This window comes from Kluyvera intermedia, from assembly GCF_034424175.1.
Taxonomy (GTDB): domain Bacteria; phylum Pseudomonadota; class Gammaproteobacteria; order Enterobacterales; family Enterobacteriaceae; genus Kluyvera; species Kluyvera intermedia.
This window is the reverse complement of the sequence record NZ_CP139986.1, coordinates 4599752-4623614: the sequence shown is the minus strand read 5'-3', so window position 1 is coordinate 4623614 and position 23863 is coordinate 4599752. Positions and strand designations below refer to the sequence as shown.

The 23863-nt window shown below is 53.6% G+C and carries 17 protein-coding genes and 1 pseudogene; 11 read left to right on the top strand and 7 right to left on the bottom strand.

The window, feature by feature from the left end; translation table 11 throughout:
- Positions 1-12: 12 nt before the first annotated feature.
- Both cytR and priA read right to left on the bottom strand, forming a co-directional pair.
- The gene (gene cytR, locus U0026_RS22185) at positions 13-1035 is read right to left on the bottom strand and encodes a DNA-binding transcriptional regulator CytR (protein ID WP_062776550.1); all 1023 of its coding nucleotides are present in this window, start codon (positions 1033-1035) and stop codon (positions 13-15) included.
- 150 nt (positions 1036-1185) lie between these two features.
- On the bottom strand, positions 1186-3381 hold the full coding sequence (gene priA, locus U0026_RS22180) for a primosomal protein N' (RefSeq protein ID WP_062776552.1): 2196 nt from the start codon (positions 3379-3381) through the stop codon (positions 1186-1188).
- A gap of 195 nt (positions 3382-3576) precedes the next feature.
- On the opposite strand from priA, the gene rpmE reads away from it, so the two are divergent.
- The 3 genes from rpmE to U0026_RS22165 all read left to right on the top strand — a co-directional run bounded on the left by rpmE (position 3577) and on the right by U0026_RS22165 (position 6397).
- Complete coding sequence (gene rpmE / locus U0026_RS22175; RefSeq protein WP_062776554.1) at positions 3577-3789, top strand: 50S ribosomal protein L31; 213 nt, start codon at positions 3577-3579, stop codon at positions 3787-3789.
- Positions 3790-4202: 413 nt separating this feature from the next.
- On the top strand, positions 4203-4883 hold the full coding sequence (locus U0026_RS22170; protein WP_062776556.1) for an oligogalacturonate-specific porin KdgM family protein: 681 nt from the start codon (positions 4203-4205) through the stop codon (positions 4881-4883).
- Between the two features lie 89 nt (positions 4884-4972).
- Complete coding sequence (locus tag U0026_RS22165) at positions 4973-6397, top strand: MFS transporter (protein ID WP_062776558.1); 1425 nt, start codon at positions 4973-4975, stop codon at positions 6395-6397.
- 311 nt (positions 6398-6708) lie between these two features.
- Here the strand turns inward: U0026_RS22165 and U0026_RS22160 are convergent, their stop codons facing one another.
- Positions 6709-7704, bottom strand: a complete 996-nt coding sequence (locus tag U0026_RS22160; protein ID WP_062776560.1) for a LacI family DNA-binding transcriptional regulator — start codon at positions 7702-7704, stop codon at positions 6709-6711.
- Positions 7705-7936: 232 nt separating this feature from the next.
- On the opposite strand from U0026_RS22160, the pseudogene U0026_RS22155 reads away from it, so the two are divergent.
- Both U0026_RS22155 and U0026_RS22150 read left to right on the top strand, forming a co-directional pair.
- A pseudogene (locus tag U0026_RS22155) lies at positions 7937-9177 on the top strand (oligosaccharide MFS transporter).
- A 16-nt stretch (positions 9178-9193) separates the two neighbouring features.
- Positions 9194-10630, top strand: coding sequence for a glycoside hydrolase family 32 protein (locus U0026_RS22150; protein WP_062776561.1), 1437 nt, complete (start codon positions 9194-9196; stop codon positions 10628-10630).
- A gap of 109 nt (positions 10631-10739) precedes the next feature.
- Here U0026_RS22150 and metJ read toward each other — a convergent pair whose 3' ends face one another.
- Entirely contained in the window at positions 10740-11057 is a 318-nt protein-coding gene (gene metJ, locus U0026_RS22145) for a met regulon transcriptional regulator MetJ (protein ID WP_052284227.1), read from the bottom strand.
- A 259-nt stretch (positions 11058-11316) separates the two neighbouring features.
- Here metJ and metB point away from each other — a divergent pair, with 259 nt between their 5' ends.
- Both metB and U0026_RS22135 read left to right on the top strand, forming a co-directional pair.
- Positions 11317-12477: a cystathionine gamma-synthase gene (gene metB / locus U0026_RS22140; RefSeq protein WP_062776564.1), complete on the top strand. Its 1161-nt coding sequence runs from the start codon at positions 11317-11319 to the stop codon at positions 12475-12477.
- Between the two features lie 2 nt (positions 12478-12479).
- A complete protein-coding gene (locus U0026_RS22135; protein ID WP_062776565.1) occupies positions 12480-14912 on the top strand; it encodes a bifunctional aspartate kinase/homoserine dehydrogenase II in 2433 nt (810 codons plus the stop codon).
- A 100-nt stretch (positions 14913-15012) separates the two neighbouring features.
- Here the strand turns inward: U0026_RS22135 and U0026_RS22130 are convergent, their stop codons facing one another.
- On the bottom strand, positions 15013-15384 hold the full coding sequence (locus U0026_RS22130) for a carboxymuconolactone decarboxylase family protein (RefSeq protein WP_062776567.1): 372 nt from the start codon (positions 15382-15384) through the stop codon (positions 15013-15015).
- An 89-nt stretch (positions 15385-15473) separates the two neighbouring features.
- On the opposite strand from U0026_RS22130, the gene U0026_RS22125 reads away from it, so the two are divergent.
- Positions 15474-16358 (top strand): LysR family transcriptional regulator, encoded by an 885-nt coding sequence (locus U0026_RS22125; protein WP_062776569.1) that lies wholly within the window; start codon positions 15474-15476, stop codon positions 16356-16358.
- On the opposite strand, the gene malI is transcribed toward U0026_RS22125, so the two are convergent.
- Positions 16355-17371 carry a Mal regulon transcriptional regulator MalI gene (malI, locus tag U0026_RS22120; protein ID WP_062776570.1) on the bottom strand — a complete coding sequence of 339 codons (1017 nt, stop codon included), beginning with the start codon at positions 17369-17371 and terminating at the stop codon, positions 16355-16357. The genes U0026_RS22125 and malI overlap by 4 nt on opposite strands.
- An 89-nt stretch (positions 17372-17460) precedes the next feature.
- Complete coding sequence (locus U0026_RS22115) at positions 17461-18960, bottom strand: PTS transporter subunit EIIC (RefSeq protein WP_062776571.1); 1500 nt, start codon at positions 18958-18960, stop codon at positions 17461-17463.
- A 409-nt stretch (positions 18961-19369) separates the two neighbouring features.
- On the opposite strand from U0026_RS22115, the gene metF reads away from it, so the two are divergent.
- From metF to katG, 3 genes are all read left to right on the top strand, one after another.
- A complete protein-coding gene (metF, locus tag U0026_RS22110) occupies positions 19370-20254 on the top strand; it encodes a methylenetetrahydrofolate reductase (protein ID WP_062776573.1) in 885 nt (294 codons plus the stop codon).
- 123 nt (positions 20255-20377) lie between these two features.
- Positions 20378-21283: a DMT family transporter gene (locus tag U0026_RS22105; protein ID WP_062776575.1), complete on the top strand. Its 906-nt coding sequence runs from the start codon at positions 20378-20380 to the stop codon at positions 21281-21283.
- 226 nt (positions 21284-21509) lie between these two features.
- Entirely contained in the window at positions 21510-23684 is a 2175-nt protein-coding gene (gene katG, locus U0026_RS22100) for a catalase/peroxidase HPI (protein WP_062776577.1), read from the top strand.
- Positions 23685-23863 lie beyond the last annotated feature (179 nt).

Below are 23863 nucleotides of genomic sequence, written 5' to 3'. Positions count from 1 at the left end.
CCAGGCTTTGCATCATATTTTGCTTGTACTGCCGCGAATCACCAGTTCGCAATCCAACAGACGCGAACCACTATCAACAAGCTGCCCGCTCAGTTGATTGAGTAACAGCAACATGGCTTCGCGCCCGATATCGAAACGCGGCTGTGAAACGGTGGTGAGCGGCGGGTCGCAAAACTCCGCCAGAGAGATGTTATCGAACCCAATGATGGACAGGTCGTCAGGGATTTTTAACCCTCGGCGTTTTGCACAGGAGAGCGCACCCAGCGCCATGATATCGCTGTGACAGAAGACGGCGGTTGGTGGCTGTGGCAAAGCCAGGAGCTGTTCAAGCGCCCTGGAGCCAGCTTCATAGGTAAAATTACCGCGAGCAATGTAGTGAGGGTCGACGGTGATCCCGCAGCGGCGCAGCGCCTGAACATATCCTTGTAGGCGATAGTGACACAGCGGCATCTCTTCCGACCCGGCAATACAACCAATGCGTTTATGCCCGAGTTCGTGCAGATAGTTAACGGCATCAAACGAGGCGGTGAGGTTATCGATGTGTACCGTCGGGAGACCCAGCTCAGGTGCAAATTCGTTAGCCATCACCATCGGTGGCAGGTTGCGCTGTTCTTCAATGCTGGCGTCGAAAGGAAGTTGCGAACCAAGCAGTAACATACCGTCAATCTGCTTGGTGATGATTAAATCGATAAAGGTTTTTTCCTGCTGGTTCTGATGCGCACAGTCGCCAATCAGTACCAGGTAACCTTGTGCCGCCGCCGTCACCTCGATCCCACGGATCACTTCGCTGAAAAAGGGATCGCAGATATCAGGAACAATCACCAAAATGGTGCGTGACTCATTGCGTTTCATGTTACGTCCCTGCAACTGCGGGAGGTAACCGACTTCCAGCGCTGCCTGCTCTACGCGGCTACGTGTTGCTTGCGAAACTTTCTCGGGATTCATTAATGCACGTGATACGGTTGCCGTAGAGACATTCGCTTGTAGGGCAACATCTTTCATGGTTGCGGCAACAACCGGTTTTTTAGCCTTCACCTGATCCTCTCCTCACTTGCTGGCGCAGGCACATCCCTTGTGACCTGACATCTGACACACTTTTATCAGATAGTTAGGCAGACCTGTTACAGAATTTTCATCGAAAGTGTGATGATTGTTTGATTTCACGATCCCGCTCTCAACTCTGCATTAACCTTCGATAGGATCGACGTCGAGAACCCACTTCACCTTACGGGATTCAGGGAGCGTATTGATAAGCGCCAGCGTGCCGGTGACGATATGTTGTAAGCGCACGCGTGAAGGGTGCTGTAACAGGATTTGCCAGCGATATCGACCGCCGCGCTTCGGCGCCAGCGCCGGTACCGGGCCAATCACCCACAGTTTATCGTCTGCCAGCGGGCTCGCCTGAATGAGATTGCGTAGCTGTTGCAGGAACAGCGGGGCCTGCTGGCTATTGTGGTCTTCCGCGCGAATCAACACGTGGCTGGTATACGGCGGGAGTTGCATCGTCTGCCGCTCGGCCAGCGCCTGCTCGGCAAAGGCGTCATAACCTTTATACAGCAGCGTTTGCAGCAAAGGATGGTCAGGATGGTGGGTTTGTAAAACGACTTCGCCTTGCTTACCTGCACGTCCCGCACGGCCAGAGACCTGGGTATAAAGCTGGGCAAAGCGTTCGGCTGAGCGGAAGTCGGCGGAGAAGAGTGCGCCGTCAACGTCGAGCAGAGCAACCAGCGTGACGTCGGGAAAATGGTGCCCTTTTGCCAGCATCTGTGTGCCGATAAGAATACGGGCGCCGCCGCGATGCACTTCCGCCAGATGCTGCTCTAGCGCCCCTTTACGGCTGGTGGTATCGCGGTCAATACGCGACAGCGGTACGCCGGGGAACATGGGGGCCAGCGCGTGTTCAAGCTGTTCGGTTCCCAGACCGACCGGCACCATATGCGTGGAGCCGCACGATGGGCACTGGCGTGGGATAGGGCGCTGGCTGTCGCAATGGTGGCAGCGCAGATGATGCTGAGCCTGGTGCAGAGTGTAGTAGCTATCGCAGCGTGGGCACTCGGCAATCCAGCCGCAGTCGTGACACAGCAGCGTCGGTGCAAAGCCCCGGCGATTCAGGAATAAGATCACCTGATTATCGGCTTGCAGGTGCTGACGCATGCGGTTTATCAGCGCTGGGGAAAGCCCGGCCTGTAAATGCTGGCCTTTGAGATCGAGCACGTGCTGAGTGGCTGGGCGCGCGTTACCCGCGCGGCGGGTTAAACGCAGCATGCGATATTTATGCTGGCGGGCGTTCAGCAGGGTTTCCAGCGCAGGCGTGGCGGAACCCAGAATAATCGGGATTTGCTCGCTGTGGGCGCGCCATACGGCGAGGTCACGAGCATGATAACGCCAGCCTTCCTGCTGCTTGTAAGAGCTATCGTGCTCTTCATCTATCACGATGACGCCAAGATTTTTAAACGGCGTAAACAGCGATGAGCGAGTGCCGATAACAATCGCCGCTTCACCACTTTTGGCTTTCAGCCAGGCGGCAAGGCGCTCGCTGTCGTTAAGCCCCGAGTGCAGTACTTCAACTGGCGCGTTAAAACGCTCGCGGAAGCGGGCGATAGTCTGCGGCGTCAGGCCAATTTCTGGCACCATCACCAGCGCCTGTTTGCCTTTTGAGAGTATGTTTTCCAGCACGCTGAGGTAGACCTCGGTTTTCCCCGAGCCGGTCACCCCTTCCAGCAGCCATGCGGAAAATTCATCTGATGCGCTATGAATCGCGCCCACTGCCGTTGCCTGTTCGGTATTGAGCCGCAGCCGCTCGCCCGGTACGGAATAGGCGGTGCGCCAGTCTACGGTTTCCGGGGCGATACTGCCGAGTTCGCTCAGGCCTTTGGTGCGCAGCGCCTGCATGGCGGTTTCATTGAATTCAAGCTCTGCCACCTGATGACGCCAGATTTTCCCCTGACGTAACGCCGCCAGCGCTTGTTGCTGCTTAGGCGAGCGTTTAAGCGTGTTGATATCCACCGCCTGCCCTTGTTCTGTGGCAAACCAGAACCACTGCGGCGTGGCGCTGGCAGGTTTCCCCTGACGCAGCAAAATGGGCAGCGCGTGAAACAATACGTCGCCAATCGGGTGATGATAATAGTCGGCCGCCCACAGCAGCAGACGCCAGACGGCAGATGAAAACACCGGTTCTTCGTCCAGCACTTCTGCAACGGCCTTAAGCTCCGTAATAGGGAGTTCGCTGCTTTCGTTAACTGACACCACGATCCCCACGCGCTCTTGTTTGCCAAACGGCACGCGCACGCGACAGCCCGCTTTGGCGCTGAGATTGTCAGGCAGCAGGTAGTCAAATGTACGGGGCAGTGGAACAGGCAGAGCAACGTGAGCAACGGGCATGTTTTCTTCCTGACTTGAAATCTGGCGAGACAGTATACACATTGTAGGGGTGCGGATCAGTTTGCATCTACTGGTCAAATTCTGTATGATTCGCCGCCTTTGATGCATTTTGGCGTCAGAGATATACTATTAACATCGCGTGGTGTCTGGCGTTAGGGCTGGAAGAGCGACGCGGCCTTAACCGAGGTTTTCCCCATGAAAAAAGATATCCATCCTAAATACGAAGAAATTACTGCATCTTGCTCTTGCGGTAACGTCATGAAAATCCGCTCTACCGTAGGTCACGATCTGAACCTGGACGTGTGCGGTCAGTGCCACCCGTTCTATACTGGCAAGCAGCGTGACGTTGCTACCGGTGGCCGTGTTGACCGCTTCAACAAGCGTTTCAGCATCCCAGGCAGCAAGTAAGTTGCCAAGCGAAAAAAGCGCCTTAGGGCGCTTTTTTTGTGTCTGAAATTTGTCTTTATTTTTATATTAAAAATATAAAAATCCGTTTAATTAATATGGTAAATATGTTTTTCAATGTCTCTGGTATATATATAATCGTAGCTTTATAGATTCATTAATAAAGTGTTTTGTTTGTATTTGATTCCTTCTGATAAATTCACGATAAATTATATGCATTGGTGATCTCTATCTTTACTACCTTTCTTTTATTGCCATTTTTATTTCCTGCGTGGCAGTAATGAAAAGGTGTTTAGATACCTTATAAAATAAACTTTCAGCGTAATTTAAAACTACTACTAGATCCCCCTATTGCGTTTTGGTCAAAAAGCCAGAGGCGATTGGATTTATTGCTGATGTTTTTAAGAGTGATTGCTATGAAAACAAAATATACCTTATTACTGCTTCCATTATTATGCGGTGCGGCTCATGCTGGATATGTGGACTACCGTCATGAGTACTATGATGATGGTCGTAACTATGATCGTGTCTATATGTCGAATCGTTTTTCGACCGGTTTTGGTGTTGCCGTTGAAGCGGTATCACGCTCCGATGATAAAGAGTCGAATCATGCTCTGAACAATATGGAGTCGAACAGTGCAGAGTATACGGCTAGCTATCAGTTTGAATGGCAAGGTTTTATTTTACAGCCCGGGGTCGCTGTTGAAATGGGCGACGACATGGCAATCTACAAGCCTTATATTCGCGTGCAGTATAACATTAACGAAAACTGGTGGACCGCATTCCGCTATCGTACCGAGTATGCCCGTCGTAATGGTGATGGGCGAGATGACCGCACCGTTTATCGTCCAGAAGCTTGGATGGGCTATAACGTGAATAATTGGATGTTCGAACTGAACGGAATTTATAAAGTTGCGGATAGTGAAGATCTCTACAATAACGGTAAAGATGATTACGAATATAATTTCCGTATCGCCTATAATATCGACTCCTGGGTTCCATTCATTGAAGTTGGTAATGTCTCTTCAGGTTATAATACCACCACCACTGACGATCGCCAGACGCGTTATCGTATAGGCCTGGGTTATAACTTCTAATCATTAATATCCTTCGTATCCGTTTATTTCACCGAGTATCCAGCAATACGCATAATTTGCGTGAATAATGTGTCTAAGGAGTTGACATCATGTCTAGTGATGGAGCTATTACCGGAATCGATAAAAGTATTGCCGTCAGGCCTTTCGGGTTCAGAGATAAAATTGGCTATTTATGTGGCGACCTGGGAACCTGTTTTATTCTTGGGTTGGTTAATAGTTTTTTAATGATTTACTACACTAACGTACTCGGCGTTTCCGGTGTCATTGTCGGGTCGCTCTATTTTGTGACCAAGCTTTTTGATGCGTTTGTCGACGTTGGCGTAGGGCGCCTATGTGATACTTCCAAACTGACGGCCAATGGGCGTTTTAACCCTTGGGTGCGTCGTATGAAGTATCCGTTCTGCATTATTGCGGTCGTCCTGTTCCTGCCGTTTGTGAATGATTTTTCTTATACGGCAAAAATTATCTACATCTGTTTCTCCTATTTTATTTACGGTTCACTGTTATCGACCGTGAGTATTCCTTATGGCGCGATGTCTGCGGCGATAAGCTCTAACCCGGAAGATCGCGTATCGCTCTCAACCTACCGTAGCGTTGGGTCAGCAATTGGCGGCGGGGCAACCGGCTTTTTCATTCCTATCCTGATGTATACCACCCTTGTGGACGGAAGCCAGGTCATTTCCGGGCAGCATTTCTTCTGGATCTCTATTGGCTGTGCGGTGTTGGGCTTTATCTTTTTAAGTTTGACCTGTCAGTTAACGACGGAACGCGTACGCGTGGAGAGAAAAGAGAGCATGCCGGTTTCGGTGCTGCTAAAAGGGCTGCTACGCAATAAGGCGCTGATTGTTCTAGTCGTTGTGGATTTGCTTATCGTGATTAACCAGGGGTTGTCTGGCACCAATATGACCTATCTGTTTAATGACTATTTCCACAATAAAGAGGCCATGTCCGTCGCGTTGTTGTTTACCTTCGGCTCCCTGGTGTTGCTGGCACCGTCAGCGTCATGGCTCACGAGGCGGTTTGGTAAGAAAGAGGCCAGCGTAGGCGCGCTGCTTTTTGCGGTGGTCATGTACGTGATTATGTACTTCGTCCACATTACGGATGCGAAAGTCTATCTGGTGTTTCTGTTCCTGGCGACGCTGGGGGCGGGGTTATTCAACCTGATGATTTGGGCGTTTATGACCGATGTTTGTGATTATCATCAGTATGTCACCGGCGATCGTGAAGACGGCACCGTGTATGGTGTGAACTTCTTTGCCCGCAAAATTGGCCAGGCGTGTGCCGGGGCTATTGGCGGCTTTATGCTGGCGATAATTGGTTATCAATCTTCGTCAACGGGCGGTGCGGTACAAACCAGCGTGGTGCAGGAAAATATTTATACCATGGCGAATCTCTTACCGGCTTTGTGCCTGTTTTTGGCGGCAGTGATTTTGATTTATTTCTATCCGCTTAACCGTAAAGAAACGCTTAAAATGGAAGAGACGCTGAATAAATTCAATGGCATCAGCAAGTAATGTTGTGAATGCGTGATGCTTTGAAGCGAGCGGAGGGGGCGGGAGAAATCTCGCCTCTTTCATTTTCTGGGCTTCAGTGGGTGAAAAAGTGTGACTGGCATCACAAAAATATTGCGCAGCGCTCCGGATGAGCTTATTATTTGCTCATCAAATGACCTTAAAATAATCATGGGTAAAGGTGTGACTATGCTGACCGCAATCAAAAACGTTTTTGTTTCCTACCTGATCTCACTGTCTGAGCTGCATCCTGAAGTTACGCGCTTCTAAGACGCTAAAAAAATCCCCGAAAACCGCTTACATAAGCGGTTTTTTTATATCGATTTTCCGGGCAACCATGGGCTCGCAACGCGAACCGTATCCCGATGATTGTCGCCGTTAATGATGTGCAGGGCGCTCAGTCGGCCAATCTCATAATGCGGCAACTGTACCGTTGAAAGCGGCGGCAAGAAGAGATCGCCAATGCCCACCATATTGTCATACCCCAATACCGCCACGTCCTCGGGGATCCTTAGCCCCTGCGCCAGCAACGTTTGATAGACCATAAATGCGATACGGTCGTTGCCGCAGATAATGGAATCAAACTGTGGTTTCCCCTGCATGATATGCGCCAGAACCTGGGCGGGCATATCGCGATAGTGTTCGTCACCATATTCCATGTAGACGTGGGTCAGCGCGTCAGGATTAATGCCCGCTTCCCGGCAGGCTCGTTCAAGCCCACGACGACGACGAATGGTTGCCAGGTGGGTTTGCGGTAAATGCAGGCACAGCGGGCGCGTGTATCCCGCCGCCAGCAGACCGGTTACCGCCGTATACTGACCTTGCTCATCATCCGGGATAAAGCTTGCGACCGGGTGGTAGAGGCTTTCGCAGTTCGCCAGCACACAGGGAAGCGTCAGCAGTTTAGCGGGCACCGGTACCTGACGAAGCCCCATGGTGGTGTAAATAATGCCGCCGGGGCGGTGAGACAGCAGCAAGTCGACAATGGCTTCCGGACTGTCGTCAGAAAACATATTCACCACAAAGCTATTCCAGCCGTGGGCCCGCGCCGTTTCCTCAATGGAGAGCGTAATCTCGACCGAAAACGGCGTAGTCACCGTATCGAGCGCCAGCACACCAATGGTTTTCGCCGTATCGTGCGCGCCGCGTATTTTTTTGGCTGAGAGATCGGGGACGTAGTTGGTCTGAGCAATGGCTGATTGTACCCGGGCTAGCGTTTCCGGCTTTAACCGCTCCGGGCTATTTAGGGCACGGGAAACCGTCATCAATGAAACGTTCGCTAGCTTTGCCACATCTTTCAAGGATGCCATGTTTCTTACTCCACCGTTGCAATACAGCCACTAACTTACTGATGTAAAAGGATAGCGCGCAATTCTAGCGCAATCTACCTCGCTGCTATGGTATCAAATAGTTGATCGTGATCTTATTTTAACTATGTTAACGTTAACTTTTGTGATTAACATCGGATATCGCAGCAAAATGGCATGAGGAATGTTTTTTGTTAACGTTACCATCGTGGCGTTAATCCACGATGAGGTTGCCATGATGAAAGAACATCACTCTCGCAGTTACCTGTTACTCAGCGCTTTACTGTTTTTCTTTTTCGTCACTTGGTCGGCTTCCGGTTCGTTGCTACCTATCTGGCTCCACCAGGAGGTTGGGCTCAAAGCGAGCGATACGGGAATCATCTACGCTGTCCTGTCGGTGTCAGCCCTGTTTGCCCAGGTTTGCTACGGTTTTATTCAAGACAAGCTGGGCCTGCGCAAAAATCTGCTGTGGTACATCACCGTGCTGCTTATCCTCTCTGGCCCAGCCTACCTGCTATTCGGTTACCTGCTGAAAATAAACATTATTATGGGCAGTATTTTCGGTGGGATTTATGTCGGCTTAACCTTTAACGGCGGCATTGGTGTGCTGGAGACGTATACCGAGCGCGTTGCGCGACAAACCCACTTTGAGTTTGGCAGGGCACGGATGTGGGGCTCGCTTGGCTGGGCGGTCGCTACTTTTTTTGCCGGCATACTGTTTAATATCGATCCCAAACTTAACTTCGCGGTGGCGAGTTGTTCAGGGCTGGTGTTCTTATTTCTGCTGTCACGGTTGCACGTGGTCACCGATGCACAGACGGCGGAAGAGGAGGGGGCAGCCGGTAAAGTGAAGCTGGAAGATGCTCTGCGTTTACTGACGTTACCGCATTTCTGGGCGCTGGTATTTTTCGTGGTCGGTACCTGTATTTATGGTGTCTACGACCAGCAGTTCCCGGTTTACTTTTCCTCGCAGTTCCCGACGCTTCAGGAAGGGAACGCCATGTATGGCTATCTGAATTCGTTCCAGGTATTCCTTGAAGCTGCGGGGATGTTCTGCGCACCGTGGCTGGTGAACCGCATCGGCGCCAAAAACGGGCTGATCTTTGCCGGAATGGTGATGGCGCTACGGATGCTCTCTTCTGGGCTGGTGGAAGGGCCGCTGCTGATTTCCATCACCAAACTGCTGCACGGCGTTGAACTGCCGGTGCTGTTGGTCTCCATTTTTAAATACAACAGCGCCAATTTTGATAAGCGCCTCTCCTCCACCCTCTATCTGGTCGGATTCGCCTGTACCAGCTCGATAATCGCACCGTGTTGTCACCCATTGCTGGCTATAGCTATGAAAAATATGGCTTCGCTGAATCCTATCTGTTTATGGGGGCGCTGGTGTTCTGCACCACCTTTATCTCCATTTTTCTATTACGCGCCAGTAAACCGACTTCTGACCCGCTGCTGACGCAACCTTCTGCTGTCTGAATTAAGAGTGAAGAATATGACATTTTCCATTGCCCATGCTGAACAGGAACTCCATAAACGCAGCGCGACGCTAAATACGCGCTGGTATCCTCGCTATCACCTCGCCGCTCGCGCCGGGTGGATGAACGACCCCAACGGACTGGTGTGGTTTGACGGTTGGTACCATGCGTTTTATCAGCATCATCCGTACTCAACCCGATGGGGGCCGATGCACTGGGGACACGCCCGAAGTAAGGATTTAGTGCATTGGGAACATCTGCCGGTGGCGCTGGCGCCGGAAGGGCCGGAGGATAAGGACGGCTGCTTCTCCGGATCGGCGGTGGTCGATGGCGACAACCTGGCGCTGATTTACACCGGGCATAAGTTCCACGGCGATTCGAGCAGTGACGATAATCTCTACCAGGTGCAATGTCTGGCAACCAGCCGCGACGGGATTCATTTTGAGCGCCAGGGGCAAATTATTGATACCCCTGCGGGCCTGCACCATTTTCGCGATCCGAAGGTCTGGCGCGAAGGGGAAACCTGGTACCTGATTGTCGGTTCACGCGTTGGCGATACCGGGCAGGTGCGCTTGTACCGCTCCGACGATCTCCGACTGTGGCAAGAGGATGGCATTTTGGCCGAGGCGCAGGAAGGGATGGGCTTTATGTGGGAGTGCCCAGACTTTTTCACGCTCAACGGCAAACGTGTACTGATGTTTTCACCGCAGGGGCTGGCGGCGGAGGGTTACCGTAACCGCAATCTATTCCAGAGCGGCTATCTGATTGGCGACTGGTTACCGGGACAGCAATTTGTCGCGCAAAGCGAGTTTATCGAGCTGGATCGCGGCCATGATTTCTATGCTCCACAGAGTTTCCTGACGCCAGATGGGCGACGCATTGTCATTGGCTGGCTGGACATGTGGGAGTCACCGCTACCGGAACAGCAGGACGGTTGGGCAGGAATGCTCTCTTTACCGCGTGAAATTCGCCTTGGTGCCGATAATCGCCTGCGAATGACGCCAGCCGAAGAAGTGGCAGTGCTGCGCGGTAGCTATTATCCGCTGCTGGCGCAGCAGTTAAAGAACCAATCTGCACCCGTTGTTGAAGAGGCCGAAGCCATTGAGCTGGAGCTGGTGTGGGAGATGAACACCGCCACGGCTGAGTGTTACGGTCTCACCTTAGGCGACGGTCTGCGGGTGTTTGTTGACGCGCAGTCGCAGCGATTGGTGCTGGAACGTCGCTACCCGCAGTTTGCGCTAGAGGGCAGCCGTAGCGTGCCGCTGCCGGCAGGCGATCGCCTTGCCTTGCGTATTTTTATCGATCGTTCTTCCGTTGAGGTGTTCGTCAATGATGGTGACGCCTGCTTAAGCAGCCGTATCTACCCGCAGGAAACACAGCGCCAGCTAGCGATATTTGCCAGCAGCGGCAGTGCGACGCTAAGTTCAGGGGGATATTGGCCTTTGGATAAATAACGGGAACCCCGTCGAATTGCAGAACGTGGGGTAATACGCTGGACGCACGAGTCTTGCCCTGAAAACAAAAAAGCCGGGAAACGCAGGCGTCTCCCGGCTTTTTATGGGATCAGTACTCCCACGTCTCCGGGTCAATCCCCAGCTCACGCATTATCAATTTCGCCGCTTCTGGAATTTCATCGCTGCGCTCTTTACGCAGGTCTTCATCGTTAGGCAACGGTTGACCGGTAAATGCATGCAGGAACGCTTCACACAGCAGTTCGCTGTTGGTGGCGTGACGCAGGTTGTTGACCTGACGACGCGTGCGTTCATCGGTGAGGATCTTCAACACCTTCAGAGGAATGGAAACCGTAATTTTTTTTACTTGCTCACTCTTCTTACCGTGCTCAGCGTATGGGCTGATATATTCGCCGCTCCATTCAGCCATGAGATACCTTTAATCCTCTAGTCATAAGTTAACAGGCCGATTGACGACCATGATCGCGCGCAGTTTACCGTACAGGCCCCGTTCTGGCACGGGTTTCACCTTCGCAGACGTGCGCTAATGCATATAATTTTAACGGCTATTTGCCAATAGCTCAATCTATACGCAAAGAGGTTTAGATGTCTAGATGTATTGACGGCTATGTAAACAATGTTTACTCTGGAGTCTGACTTCCCACAGACCTTGCCAGGAACGAATCCTCATGACCCGTAAACAGGCCACCATAGCAGTGCGTAGCGGTTTAAATGACGACGAGCAGTATGGTTGTGTTGTCCCGCCTATCCATCTTTCCAGCACCTATAACTTTACCGGTTTTAATGAGCCGCGTGCGCATGACTACTCTCGTCGCGGTAACCCGACGCGTGATGTGGTTCAGCGGGCGCTGGCCGAGCTGGAAGGGGGCGCAGGTGCGGTGATGACCAATACCGGGATGTCGGCGATTCACCTGGTGACGACCGTTTTCCTGAAACCTGGCGACCTGCTGGTGGCACCGCATGACTGTTACGGCGGTAGCTACCGTTTGTTCGACAGCCTGGCAAAACGTGGCTGCTATCGCGTGCTGTTTGTTGACCAGGGTAATGACGATGCACTGAAAGCGGCGCTAGCGGAAAAACCGAAACTGGTGCTGGTAGAAAGCCCAAGCAACCCATTGTTACGCGTGGTCGATATTGCGAAAATCTGTCAGCTGGCACGCGAAGCCGGTGCGGTGAGCGTAGTGGACAACACCTTCCTGAGCCCGGCGCTGCAAAATCCGCTGGCGTTAGGTGCTGACCTGGTGCTGCACTCCTGCACCAAATATCTAAACGGTCACTCTGACGTGGTGGCGGGCGTGGTGATTGCCAAAGATCCTGAAATCGTCACAGAACTGGCATGGTGGGCGAATAATATCGGCGTCACCGGCAGCGCGTTTGATAGCTACCTGCTGCTGCGCGGCCTGCGTACGCTCTCTCCGCGTATGGAAGTGGCGCAACGCAACGCCTATGCGATTGTCGATTTCCTGAAAACACAGCCGCTGGTGAAAAAGCTGTATCATCCTTCTTTGCCGGAAAACCAGGGGCACGACATTGCTGCCCGTCAGCAGAAAGGTTTTGGCGCGATGCTGAGCTTTGAGTTGGGTGGTGATGAACAAACCCTACGCCGTTTCCTGAGTGGGCTGTCGCTGTTCACCCTGGCGGAATCGCTGGGCGGCGTTGAGAGCCTTATCTCTCACGCGGCAACTATGACGCACGCGGGCATGGCGCCAGAAGCGCGCGCAGCCGCAGGTATTTCTGAGACGCTATTGCGTATCTCAACCGGTATTGAAGATAGTGAAGACTTAATTGCCGATCTGGAAAATGGATTCCGGATCGCAGCCGAGGGGTAAACATGAGTGTGATTGCGCAGGCAGGGGCGAAAGAGCGTCAACTGCATAAATTTGGTGGCAGTAGTCTGGCTGATGTGAAGTGTTACCTGCGTGTTGTCGGCATTATGGCCGAATACTCGCAGCCCGGCGATATGATGGTGGTTTCCGCCGCGGGTAGCACCACTAACCAGCTGATCAGCTGGCTGAAACTTAGCCAGACCGATCGCCTCTCTGCGCATCAGGTTCAGCAGACGCTGCGCCGCTATCAGTCCGAACTGATTAGCGGTTTGCTGCCTGCCGACATTGCCGACGGCATGATTGCTGATTTTATCCATGATCTTGAGCGCCTGGCTGGGCTGTTGGATGCAGGCGTGAATGACGCGGTATACGCGGAAGTGGTCGGCCACGGTGAAGTGTGGTCGGCGCGTCTGATGGCGGAAGTCCTGAAGCTGCAAGGTCTGGATGCCGTCTGGCTGGATGCCCGTGCCTTTTTACGTGCGGAACGCAGCGCGCAGCCGCAGGTGGATGAAGGTCTTTCCTACCCGTTGCTGCAACAACTGCTGGCGCAGCATCCGGGTAAACGTTTTGTGGTGACCGGTTTTATCAGCCGCAACAATGCGGGCGAAACCGTCCTGCTGGGCCGTAACGGCTCAGACTACTCGGCGACCCAAATTGGCGCGCTGGCGGGCGTTTCCCGCGTGACCATCTGGAGCGATGTTGCCGGGGTATACAGCGCTGACCCGCGCAAAGTGAAAGATGCCTGTCTGTTGCCGCTGCTGCGTCTGGATGAAGCCAGTGAACTGGCGCGTCTGGCAGCTCCGGTTCTGCACGCCCGAACGTTGCAGCCGGTTTCCGGTAGCGACATCGACCTGCAATTACGCTGTAGCTACACGCCGGATCAGGGCTCGACGCGCATTGAGCGCGTACTGGCATCCGGTACCGGCGCGCGTATCGTCACCAGCCATGATGATGTCTGCTTAATTGAATTCCGCGTTCCCGCGAGCCAGGACTTTAAGCTGGCGCATAAAGAGATTGATCAACTGCTTAAGCGTGCGCAGATCCGCCCGCTGGCTGTGGGCGTGCATACCGATCGCCAACTGCTGCAATTCTGCTATACCTCGGAAGTGGCCGATAGCGCGCTGAAAATCCTTGATGAAGCCGGTTTACCGGGCGAACTGCGTCTGCGCCAGGGGCTGGCACTGGTGGCGATGGTTGGCGCGGGTGTCGCCCGTAACCCGCTGCACTGCCACCGTTTCTGGCAGCAGTTGAAAGGCCAACCGGTTGAGTTTACCTGGCAGTCGGAAGAGGGCATCAGCCTGGTCGCCGTGCTGCGCGCAGGGCCAACGGAAAGTCTGATTCAGGGGTTGCACCAGTCGCTGTTCCGCGCCGAAAAACGTATTGGCCTGGTGCTGTTTGGCAAGGGCAATATTGGCTCACGCTGGCTGGAACTGTTTGCCCGCGAGCAGGGCACGCTCTCTGCCCGCACCGGATTTGAATTTGTGCTGGCGGGCGTGGTGGACAGTCGCCGCAGCCTGCTGAGTTATGAAGGGCTGGACGCCAGTCGCGCGCTGGCTTTCTTTGATGATGAGGCCATCGAGCAGGATGAAGAATCACTGTTCCTGTGGATGCGCGCTCACCCATATGATGATTTAGTCGTGCTGGACGTGACGGCAAGCCCGCAATTGGCCGATCAGTACCTCGATTTCGCCAGCCACGGTTTCCACGTGATCAGCGCTAACAAACTGGCTGGGGCGAGCAGCAGCGATAAGTATCGCCAGATCCATGATGCCTTCGAGAAAACGGGTCGCCACTGGCTGTATAACGCCACTGTCGGCGCAGGTCTGCCGGTTAACCATACCGTGCGCGACCTGATTGACAGCGGCGACAGCATTCTGGCGATCAGCGGTATCTTCTCCGGCACGCTCTCCTGGTTGTTCCTGCAATTCGACGGCAGCGTACCGTTTACCGACCTGGTAGACCAGGCGTGGCAGCAAGGGCTAACCGAACCTGACCCGCGCGTGGATCTCTCCGGGAAAGATGTGATGCGTAAATTGGTGATTCTGGCGCGTGAAGCGGGCTATGACATCGAGCCGGATCAGGTGCGCGTTGAGTCGCTGGTGCCTGCGCATTGCGAAGAGGGTTCCATTGATCACTTCTTTGAAAATGGCGATGAGCTGAACGAGCAGATGATCCAGCGTCTGGAAGCCGCTCAGGAAATGGGGCTGGTGCTGCGCTACGTGGCGCGTTTCGATGCCAACGGCAAAGCGCGCGTGGGTGTGGAAGCGGTGCGTCAGGAACACCCGCTGGCGGCGTTGCTGCCGTGCGATAACGTCTTTGCCATCGAAAGCCGCTGGTATCGCGATAACCCACTGGTGATCCGCGGGCCGGGGGCTGGGCGCGACGTGACGGCTGGGGCGATTCAGTCGGATATTAATCGTCTGGCGCAGTTGCTGTAACGTGTGTTGCCGGATGGCGCTTTGCTTATCCGGCCTACGCAGAAAGGTATTACACCGTTGTAGGCCGGATAAGATGCGCAAGCATCGCCATCCGGCAGCCTCACCCTTTTGCAAATACCTCTTTTGCCGCGAACAGTCCGTTCAGCGCCGCCGGGAACCCGGAGTAAACGGCCATCTGCATAATCACTTCAATAATCTCCTCCTGCGTTAACCCCACGTGCAGCGCGGCGGCAATATGCACTTTTAGCTGCGGCGTGGCGTTTCCCATCGCGGTAAGTGCGGCGACGGTGGCAATTTCCCGGCTGCGTAAATCCAGACCCGGACGGGCATAGATATCGCCAAAGGGAAACTCGAGCAGGTAGCGGGCGAAGTCTGGCGCAATTTCTTTCAGGCTCTCGACGACCGCGTCACCCCCTTTACCATCAACCTGTTGCAACATTTTCTGCCCGGTAATATAGCGTTCTGAATGCATGGTAATTCCCTCATTGATTTGCGGTATAGCGAGAGAATAGGTGGCGCAGAATGATTGGGATAATACCGATTTCGTGATACCTTTTTGGTATGACAACTTCTCCGCTTCATTCTCTGGACATTCGCCTGCTGCGCTACTTTGCGGTGGTGGCCCAGGAGAACAACATGAGCCGTGCGGCACAGCGCCTGTTTATGTCGCAGCCGCCGCTCAGCCGCCATATTCGCCTGCTTGAAGAACGGCTGGGGATGACGCTTTTTGTCCGCCATACCAAAGGGCTGACGCTCACGGATGAGGGGCTGCGCGTGCTGGAGATTATCCGCCCGTTGCTGGCGCAGCAGGATAAAACCTATGCCGCGTTGAGTCAGCTTGGGCAAGCCGGTTCGCAGTCGATGCGTTTAGGGCTAACGACCGCGTTTGAGCAGGGAGTATTTGCCTCGCTGGAAATGCAGCTTGAAGCGCAAGTGACGACATTGAATATTGTGCGCCACGGTTCACCGGAACTGGTGCGTCAGGTGCGTCGTGGCAAACTAGACGCGGCGCTGGTGGCGTTGCCGCTGGAGACTGACGGGCTTACCGTGATTCCATTGGCCTTGCAGGAACCGCTGATTGCTGCCTTGCCAGCTCAATGGCCGGAAGCTAAAGCCGATTCGCTAACGCTAGCTGCGCTCAGCGAGCGCCCTCTCTTCTGGTTTAAGCGCGAACGTAATCCGGCCTTTTTCGACTACACGCGGGATATTTTTCGCCACGCAGGCTACTCGCCAACATGTGTTGAGGAACCGCTTGAACATGACGTTTTGCTGGCGCGTATCGCCCGTGGCGATGGCGTGAGCCTGTTTCCCTCGTCGTTTGCCGCAATCCAGCGGCAGGGTGTGGTTTTTCGTCCGCTAAGCGATAGCCCATTACGCGTGCAGTCTGGGCTGGTGATGCTGGCAGAAAATGAAGCGCGGTTTGGCTGGTTAGCGAGCGTCGTTTAAGCCGACTCGCGCGTCACCAGTTGCCCAGACAGCGTAATAGACTGGCATTGCAACGTCGGCTCTTTGAGCTTGCGGATGATAAGCGTTGCCGCCTGACGCCCGGTCTCTTCGCTGGCAGACGAGACATAGCTAAACGCCGGGGAGGTGAGGTTGATATGCAGCATATCCTCAAAGCCAATCAGCGCCACCTGCTGGGTGAGAAACACGTCCTTCCCCACGGTGCGGCCTACTTTATGAATCCCATCAATGCAGCCGATCATCGCATCGGGCGAGTGACACAACACGGCAGTGATGGCGTTATTATTTTCCAGTAAATGGCGGGTGGCGATACTGGCAGCGTGCGTGTCATCGCCGCAGGCTGGGGTAAATTCTTCACGAGGGGTAATGCCGTAGCGGGTTAAGGTATTGCGAAAACCCTCCAGCCGCTGCTGACGAATCAGGTTATTATCCTGACCACCCAGATAGGCAATATAGCGATGTCCGCGTTCGATAAGATAACGAGTGGCAAGGCTTGCCGCCTGCTGGTTATCACGCAGGACCAGGTTGCAGGCTTCTTTGATGGGCGACTGCGACACCACGACTAATGGCAGCGGACACTGACGAATTTGTGCCGGCAGCGTGTCGCGGTTCACGTCAGACGCCAGATAAATCACCCCGGCGACACCTTGCTGCTTGAACGATAACAGGCAGCGTTCGAGATGCTCATGTTCGTTGAGCGGTTGTCCGAGGAAGACCATAAAGCCCTGTGACTCCAGCTCCTGAACAATGCTCGCCATCACCTTGATGGAAAAACTGTCGCTGAAGTCCCGCAGGATCAGGCCAATCAGATTCGAGGTATTGGAACGCAGGTTGGCAGCGGCAATATTGTGGACATAGCCCAGTTCAGTGATGGCAGCCTGCACTTTCTCAATCGTCGCCTCGGAGATTTTGCCTTTCTGGCGAAGTACGAGTGAGACGGTAGAAACCGACACGCCTGCTCGTTTTGCGACATCAATTATGCTGACTTTCTTCAAAATCACTCCCTGAGCTGAATCGACAATCCACCGAATGCAAGAAGGTTCCCATCAGGGACGGGAACCTTCAACCGCGTGTAATCTTATGATTATTTGCCAATCATCGTCGACATGGTTTGCGCGATAAATTGCGCTCGCGCGCCAAATATCACCTGAATCCCATTATCGCCGACAAAAACGACGCCGCGTGCACCGATATTATTCAAACCATCTTTATCGACGACTTTTTTATCTTCCACTTCAAGACGCAGTCGCGTGATGCACGAACCGACGGAGGAAATATTCTTCTGACCACCCAGCAGGCCGATGATGTCGGTCGCCAGTTCGGTATCGCTTTTATCATTGGCGGTCACCGTGGTTTCCGTACGGCCCGGCGTTTTAACGTCGAAGCGGCGGATTACAAAGCGGAAGGTGAAGTAGTAGATCAGTCCCATCGGCACGCCAACGATAATCGCGCTCAGGAAGTTGGTCTGGTAGCCGTTAAACGATGGCAGGATGCCAAACGAAATATAATCGATAAGCCCGGCTGAGAACGATTTGGCAATATGTGCATGCAGTAGATACATCGCCATGTAAGAAAGGCCGGCCATAATCGCGTTGAAGACGTAGAGAATCGGCGCTACGAAGATAAAGGTAAATTCTACCGGCTCCGTTATCCCGGTCAGGAAGCAGGTCAGCGCGGCGGAGAACAGAATACCGGCGGCGATTTTCTTATTCTTGGTATGTGCTTCGTGGTACATCGCCAGACAGGCCGCCGGCAGTGCAAACAGCATCAGCGGGAATTCACCCTGCATAAACTTACCGGCGTTCTGGTAAGTATCGCTGCTGAAGGATTTCACGCCTTCTTCCAGCATTTTGAACCAGATAGTCTGGTCGCCGTGGATCACCTGGCCTGCGTGAGTGGTGTAGTCGCCAAACGAGTACCAGAACGATGGATACCAGATGTGGTGAAGGCCCAGCGGGATCAGTGCGCGTTCAACCAGCCCGAATATAAAGGTCGAGGCGGCCTGATTATCGCCGTTGATGATCACTGACAGCGCGTCGATACCGGCCTGAATATGCTGCCAGATGTACGGCAGAATCAGTCCGAGCACGAACGATAGCAGCGCGGTGGCGATAGCGACAAAGCGCTTACCGGAGAAGAAGCCGAGGAATTCTGGCAATTGCAGTTTGTGGAAGCGGTTATAACACCACGCTGCCAGGATACCGCAAATCAAGCCGCCAAAGACGCCCATCTGCAAGGTTGGGATACCCACCACCATGGCGTATTTTCCGCCCTGGCTCGCCATTTCAGGGGTGATGCTCAAAACGGTACCGATCGTGACGTTGGTGACAAACACCGAGACGGCCGCCGACAGCGCGGCAATGCCGGACTCCGAGGCCAGACCGACGGCAGAACCAATGGCGAACAGCATCGGTAGGTTATCGAAGATAATCCCGCCCGCGTTCATCATCAGCGGCATATGGAATTTATCTCCGAATGCCAGCAGCAGACCGGCCGCAGGCAGCAGCGAGATTGGCAGCATTAGCGCGCGACCAATCATCGACAGTTTAGAAAGCGATTTTATAAAGCTCGATATCAGACTCATACTGATTTCCCCCGAATAGCCGCCTCTTTGTGCGTGCTTTTCATAACCCTGTTTATAGTGAGTATAACGTTTTAGTAGAACGTTCTACTTATCGTGAAACAAGCCATTAACGTCTGCAATAGAATTTTGGTTTAGGGGGACGATGTTTGAGAAATATGCGATGTACATCTCAATTTTAATTGCGTATAAAAAATGAGGTTATTATCAAAATCGGCGATGAAAAGAAGAGATGGGATTGTATAAAGAGTAGTCAGTTGAGTTTTTTTCATCTTCGCTGAACATTACTCACTTTTTACGCCGATCTTTCTATTGACGCACGTCTCATTTTGGGGCATTTTTACATCCAGACGTCTAAACGGATAGATGTTTACAACACAACAATAATGACACGCGATTGATGAGGTAAGGTATGAGCTTTTTTCACGCCAACCAGCGGGAAGCGCTGAATCAGAGTCTGGCCGACATTGGGCAGATTAACGTTTCTTTTGAGTTTTTCCCGCCGCGCACCAGTGAAATGGAGCAAACCCTGTGGAACTCCATCGATCGCCTAAGCATCCTGAAACCGAAATTTGTGTCGGTCACCTATGGTGCAAACTCCGGTGAGCGTGATCGTACGCACAGCATTATTAAAGGCATTAAAGACCGTACCGGTCTGGAAGCTGTGCCGCATTTGACCTGCATTGATGCCAGCCGTGACGAGTTGCGCGCTATCGCTCAGGACTACTGGAACAACGGCATTCGCCATATCGTGGCGCTGCGCGGTGACCTGCCGCCGGGCAGCGGTAAGCCGGATATGTATGCGGCCGATCTGGTGACGCTGTTAAAAGACGTAGCGGACTTTGATATCTCCGTCGCGGCGTATCCGGAAGTACACCCGGAAGCCAAAAGCGCTCAGGCTGACCTGCTCAACCTAAAACGTAAAGTGGACGCCGGGGCAAACCGTGCCATCACCCAATTCTTCTTCGATGTGGAAAGCTACCTTCGTTTCCGTGACCGCTGCGTAACCGCGGGTATCGATGTAGAAATTATTCCGGGTATTCTGCCGGTGTCGAACTTCAAGCAGGCGAAAAAATTTGCCGACATGACCAACGTGCGCATCCCTTCATGGATGTCGCAGATGTTCAACGGTCTGGACGATGACGCAGAAACCCGCAAGCTGGTTGGCGCCAATATCGCCATGGACATGGTTAAAATTCTCAGCCGTGAAGGGGTGAAGGACTTCCACTTCTATACCCTGAACCGCGCTGAAATGAGCTACGCCATCTGCCATACCCTGGGCGTGCGCCCGGCGTAACCCTTGCCAACCTGTCGGCTCGGTAAGCATAGCACCACCGGACCATTCTCGATAAAAGCCCTGTTTATGCAGGGCTTTCGCGCAGTATAGTAACGGCCTTTACATCACCGTTACGGACTTATCATGACCACTGAAGGGAAAAGCAATCCGCTGGCGCTTATTGGCCTGCTAGTGCTGACGCTCATCTGGAGCTACAGCTGGATTGCGATGAAACAGGTGACGCTTTATATCGGCGCCTTCGACTTCACCGCGCTACGCTGTATTGCTGGCGCACTGCTGCTGTTTATCGTTTTACTCCTTCGCGGTCGCGGTATGCGGCCAACACCTTTTGGCTACACGCTGGCGATTGCGCTGTTGCAAACCTGCGGCATGATTGGTTTGGCGCAGTGGGCGCTGATGAGCGGCGGAGCCGGTAAGGTCGCCATTCTGACCTACACCATGCCATTCTGGGTGGTCATTCTGGCGGCGCTATTTCTCGGTGAACGGATGCGGCGGCTGCAATATGGCGCGATTGGCGTGGCGGCGGTAGGGCTATGTCTGGTCATGCAACCGTGGCAGCTTGACCTCTCTTCAATGAAAAGCGCACTGCTGGCGATCCTCTCCGGGATTAGCTGGGGGGCGAGTGCGATTGTCGCCAAACGCATGTACCAGCGTCATCCTGGCCTTGATCTGCTGGCTCTTACCAGTTGGCAAATGCTTTACGCCGCGCTGGTGATGAGTATGGTGGCTCTGCTGGTTCCACAGCGGCCAATTGACTGGCAACCAGGCGTTTTTTGGGCGCTAGGCTATAGCGCCATTCTAGCCACGGCGTTGGCCTGGAGCCTGTGGCTATACGTTCTGCGCAATCTACCTGCAGGCATTGCGAGTCTGAGTACGCTCGCCGTGCCGGTTTTTGGCGTCCTGTTTTCCTGGTGGCTGTTGGGGGAAACGCCGGACAACCTGGAGAGTCTCGGTATCGTGCTGATCGTGTTTGCACTGGCCATTGTGAGTCTTAAAAAGCGTACGTCTCAGCTACGTAGTGCCTGCTAGATATTGAGAAATCCCTTATTTTTATGAGGGATTCTGATCAATTCTCCCTATCGATCACAGTCAATTGTCATGCTTTATGTAAGGATAAATGGCGACCTACGTAGGAATTCCTCTCTGACAAGGAAAAAATAAGAGGAATTAGCTATCAAATCCGTGGGCCATTTCAGCTATAACTTATCAGCATGGGTGTATATCTTAATGATAAATACTGTAAGGGAGCATAGTGATGAGCACGCCAGACGATAACCAGAACGCAGGTAAATGTCCTTTCCACCACGGTGGTGGGCACGATCAAAGCGCAGGCGCTGGCACCAGTACGAAAGACTGGTGGCCGAAGCAGCTTCGCGTCGATCTTCTTAATCAGCACTCCAATCGATCCAACCCGCTGGGTGAGGATTTCGATTACCGCAAAGAATTCAGCAAGCTGGACTACTCCGCGTTAAAAGGCGATATCCGCACGCTATTAACCGATTCTCAATCCTGGTGGCCTGCCGACTGGGGCAGCTATGTAGGGCTGTTTATCCGTATGGCATGGCACGGTGCCGGAACCTACCGTTCAATGGACGGTCGCGGTGGCGCAGGGCGCGGCCAGCAGCGTTTCGCTCCACTGAACTCCTGGCCGGATAACGTCAGCCTGGACAAAGCGCGTCGTCTGCTGTGGCCAATCAAACAGAAATACGGTCAGAAAATATCTTGGGCCGATCTGTACATCCTTGCCGGTAACGTGGCGCTGGAAAACTCCGGCTTCCGTACCTTTGGTTTCGGTGCCGGGCGTGAAGATGTCTGGGAACCGGATCTGGACGTCAACTGGGGTGATGAGAAAGCCTGGCTTGCGCACCGCGATCCAGAAGAGCTGGCGAAACGTCCGCTGGCAGCTACAGAGATGGGCCTTATCTATGTGAACCCAGAAGGGCCAAACGCCAGCGGTGAACCGCTGTCGGCGGCCTCGGCGATTCGCGCCACCTTCGGCAATATGGGTATGGACGATGAAGAGACCGTGGCACTGATAGCCGGCGGTCATACGTTGGGTAAAACCCACGGTGCCGCAGAAGCCACGCATGTTGGCGCTGATCCAGAAGCTGCGCCAATTGAGGCGATGGGCCTGGGTTGGGCTAGCAGCCACGGCAGCGGCGCGGGTGCGGACGCCATTACTTCCGGTCTGGAAGTGGTCTGGACCCAGACGCCAACTCAATGGAGCAACTACTTCTTTGAGAACCTGTTCAAATACGAATGGGTGCAGACCCGCAGTCCGGCTGGCGCTATCCAGTTTGAAGCTTCGGATGCACCGGATTTAATTCCTGATCCGTTCGACCCTGAGAAGAAACGTAAGCCGACCATGCTGGTCACCGACTTGACGCTGCGTCTTGACCCGGGTTTTGAAAAAATCTCTCGTCGCTTCCTTAACGATCCACAGGCGTTTAACGAAGCCTTTGCTCGCGCGTGGTTCAAACTGACTCACCGTGATATGGGGCCAAAAGCGCGTTATATCGGCCCAGAAGTCCCGAAAGAAGATCTGATTTGGCAAGACCCGCTGCCGCATGCGTTCTTCCAGCCTTCTGCGGAAGATATTGAAAGTCTGAAAGCGGATATCGCAGCATCAGGTCTTTCCGTAAGCGAACTGATCTCCGTCGCATGGGCATCTGCTTCTACCTTCCGCGGTGGTGATAAACGCGGCGGCGCTAACGGCGCGCGTCTGGCGCTGGCACCACAGAGAAGCTGGGACGTTAACGCCACAGCCGCTCGCGTTCTGCCGGTGTTAGAAGGTATCTATAAATCGGCGCACAAAGCTTCACTGGCCGATATTATCGTGCTGGCAGGTGTTGTGGGTGTAGAGAAAGCAGCGAAAGCGGCGGGCGTTGTCGTCAACGTTCCATTTGCACCGGGCCGCGTAGATGCGCGCCAGGATCAGACGGATATCGAGATGTTTGAGCTGCTCAAGCCCATTGCCGACGGTTTCCGTAACTATCGTGCGGCACCGGGTGAAGCAACCACTGAGTCCTTGCTTATCGACAAAGCACAGCTGCTGACGCTGACTGCACCGGAAATGACGGTGCTGGTGGGTGGTCTGCGCGTGTTGGGCGCGAACTTCGATGAAAGCCAGCATGGTGTGCTTACTGACAACGTGGGCGTACTCAGCACCGATTTCTTCTCGAATCTGCTGGATATGCGCACTGAGTGGAAAGCGACGGATGCTTCTTCTGAGCTGTTCGAAGGCCGTGACCGTATGAGTGGCGAGGTGAAATACACCGCGACGCGTGCGGATCTGGTGTTTGGTTCCAACGCGGTACTGCGCGCACTGGCTGAGGTTTATGCTTCCAGCGATGCCAAAGAGAAGTTTGTGAAAGACTTCGTTGCGGCATGGGTGAAAGTGATGAACCTAGACCGTTTCGACCTGCTGTAAAGTGGGTTTGACGGTATAAAAAAATCCCCGCTTTCGCGGGGATTTTTGTTTATGGGGTGCGGTGTCGGAATGCCCCTCACCCCGGCCCTCTCCCCAAAGGGGCGAGGGAGAACAGCAGCCAAAGCTACCTTTACGCTCTGCCTCCACAAACCGCACTAAACGGTTCCCTCTCCCCTATG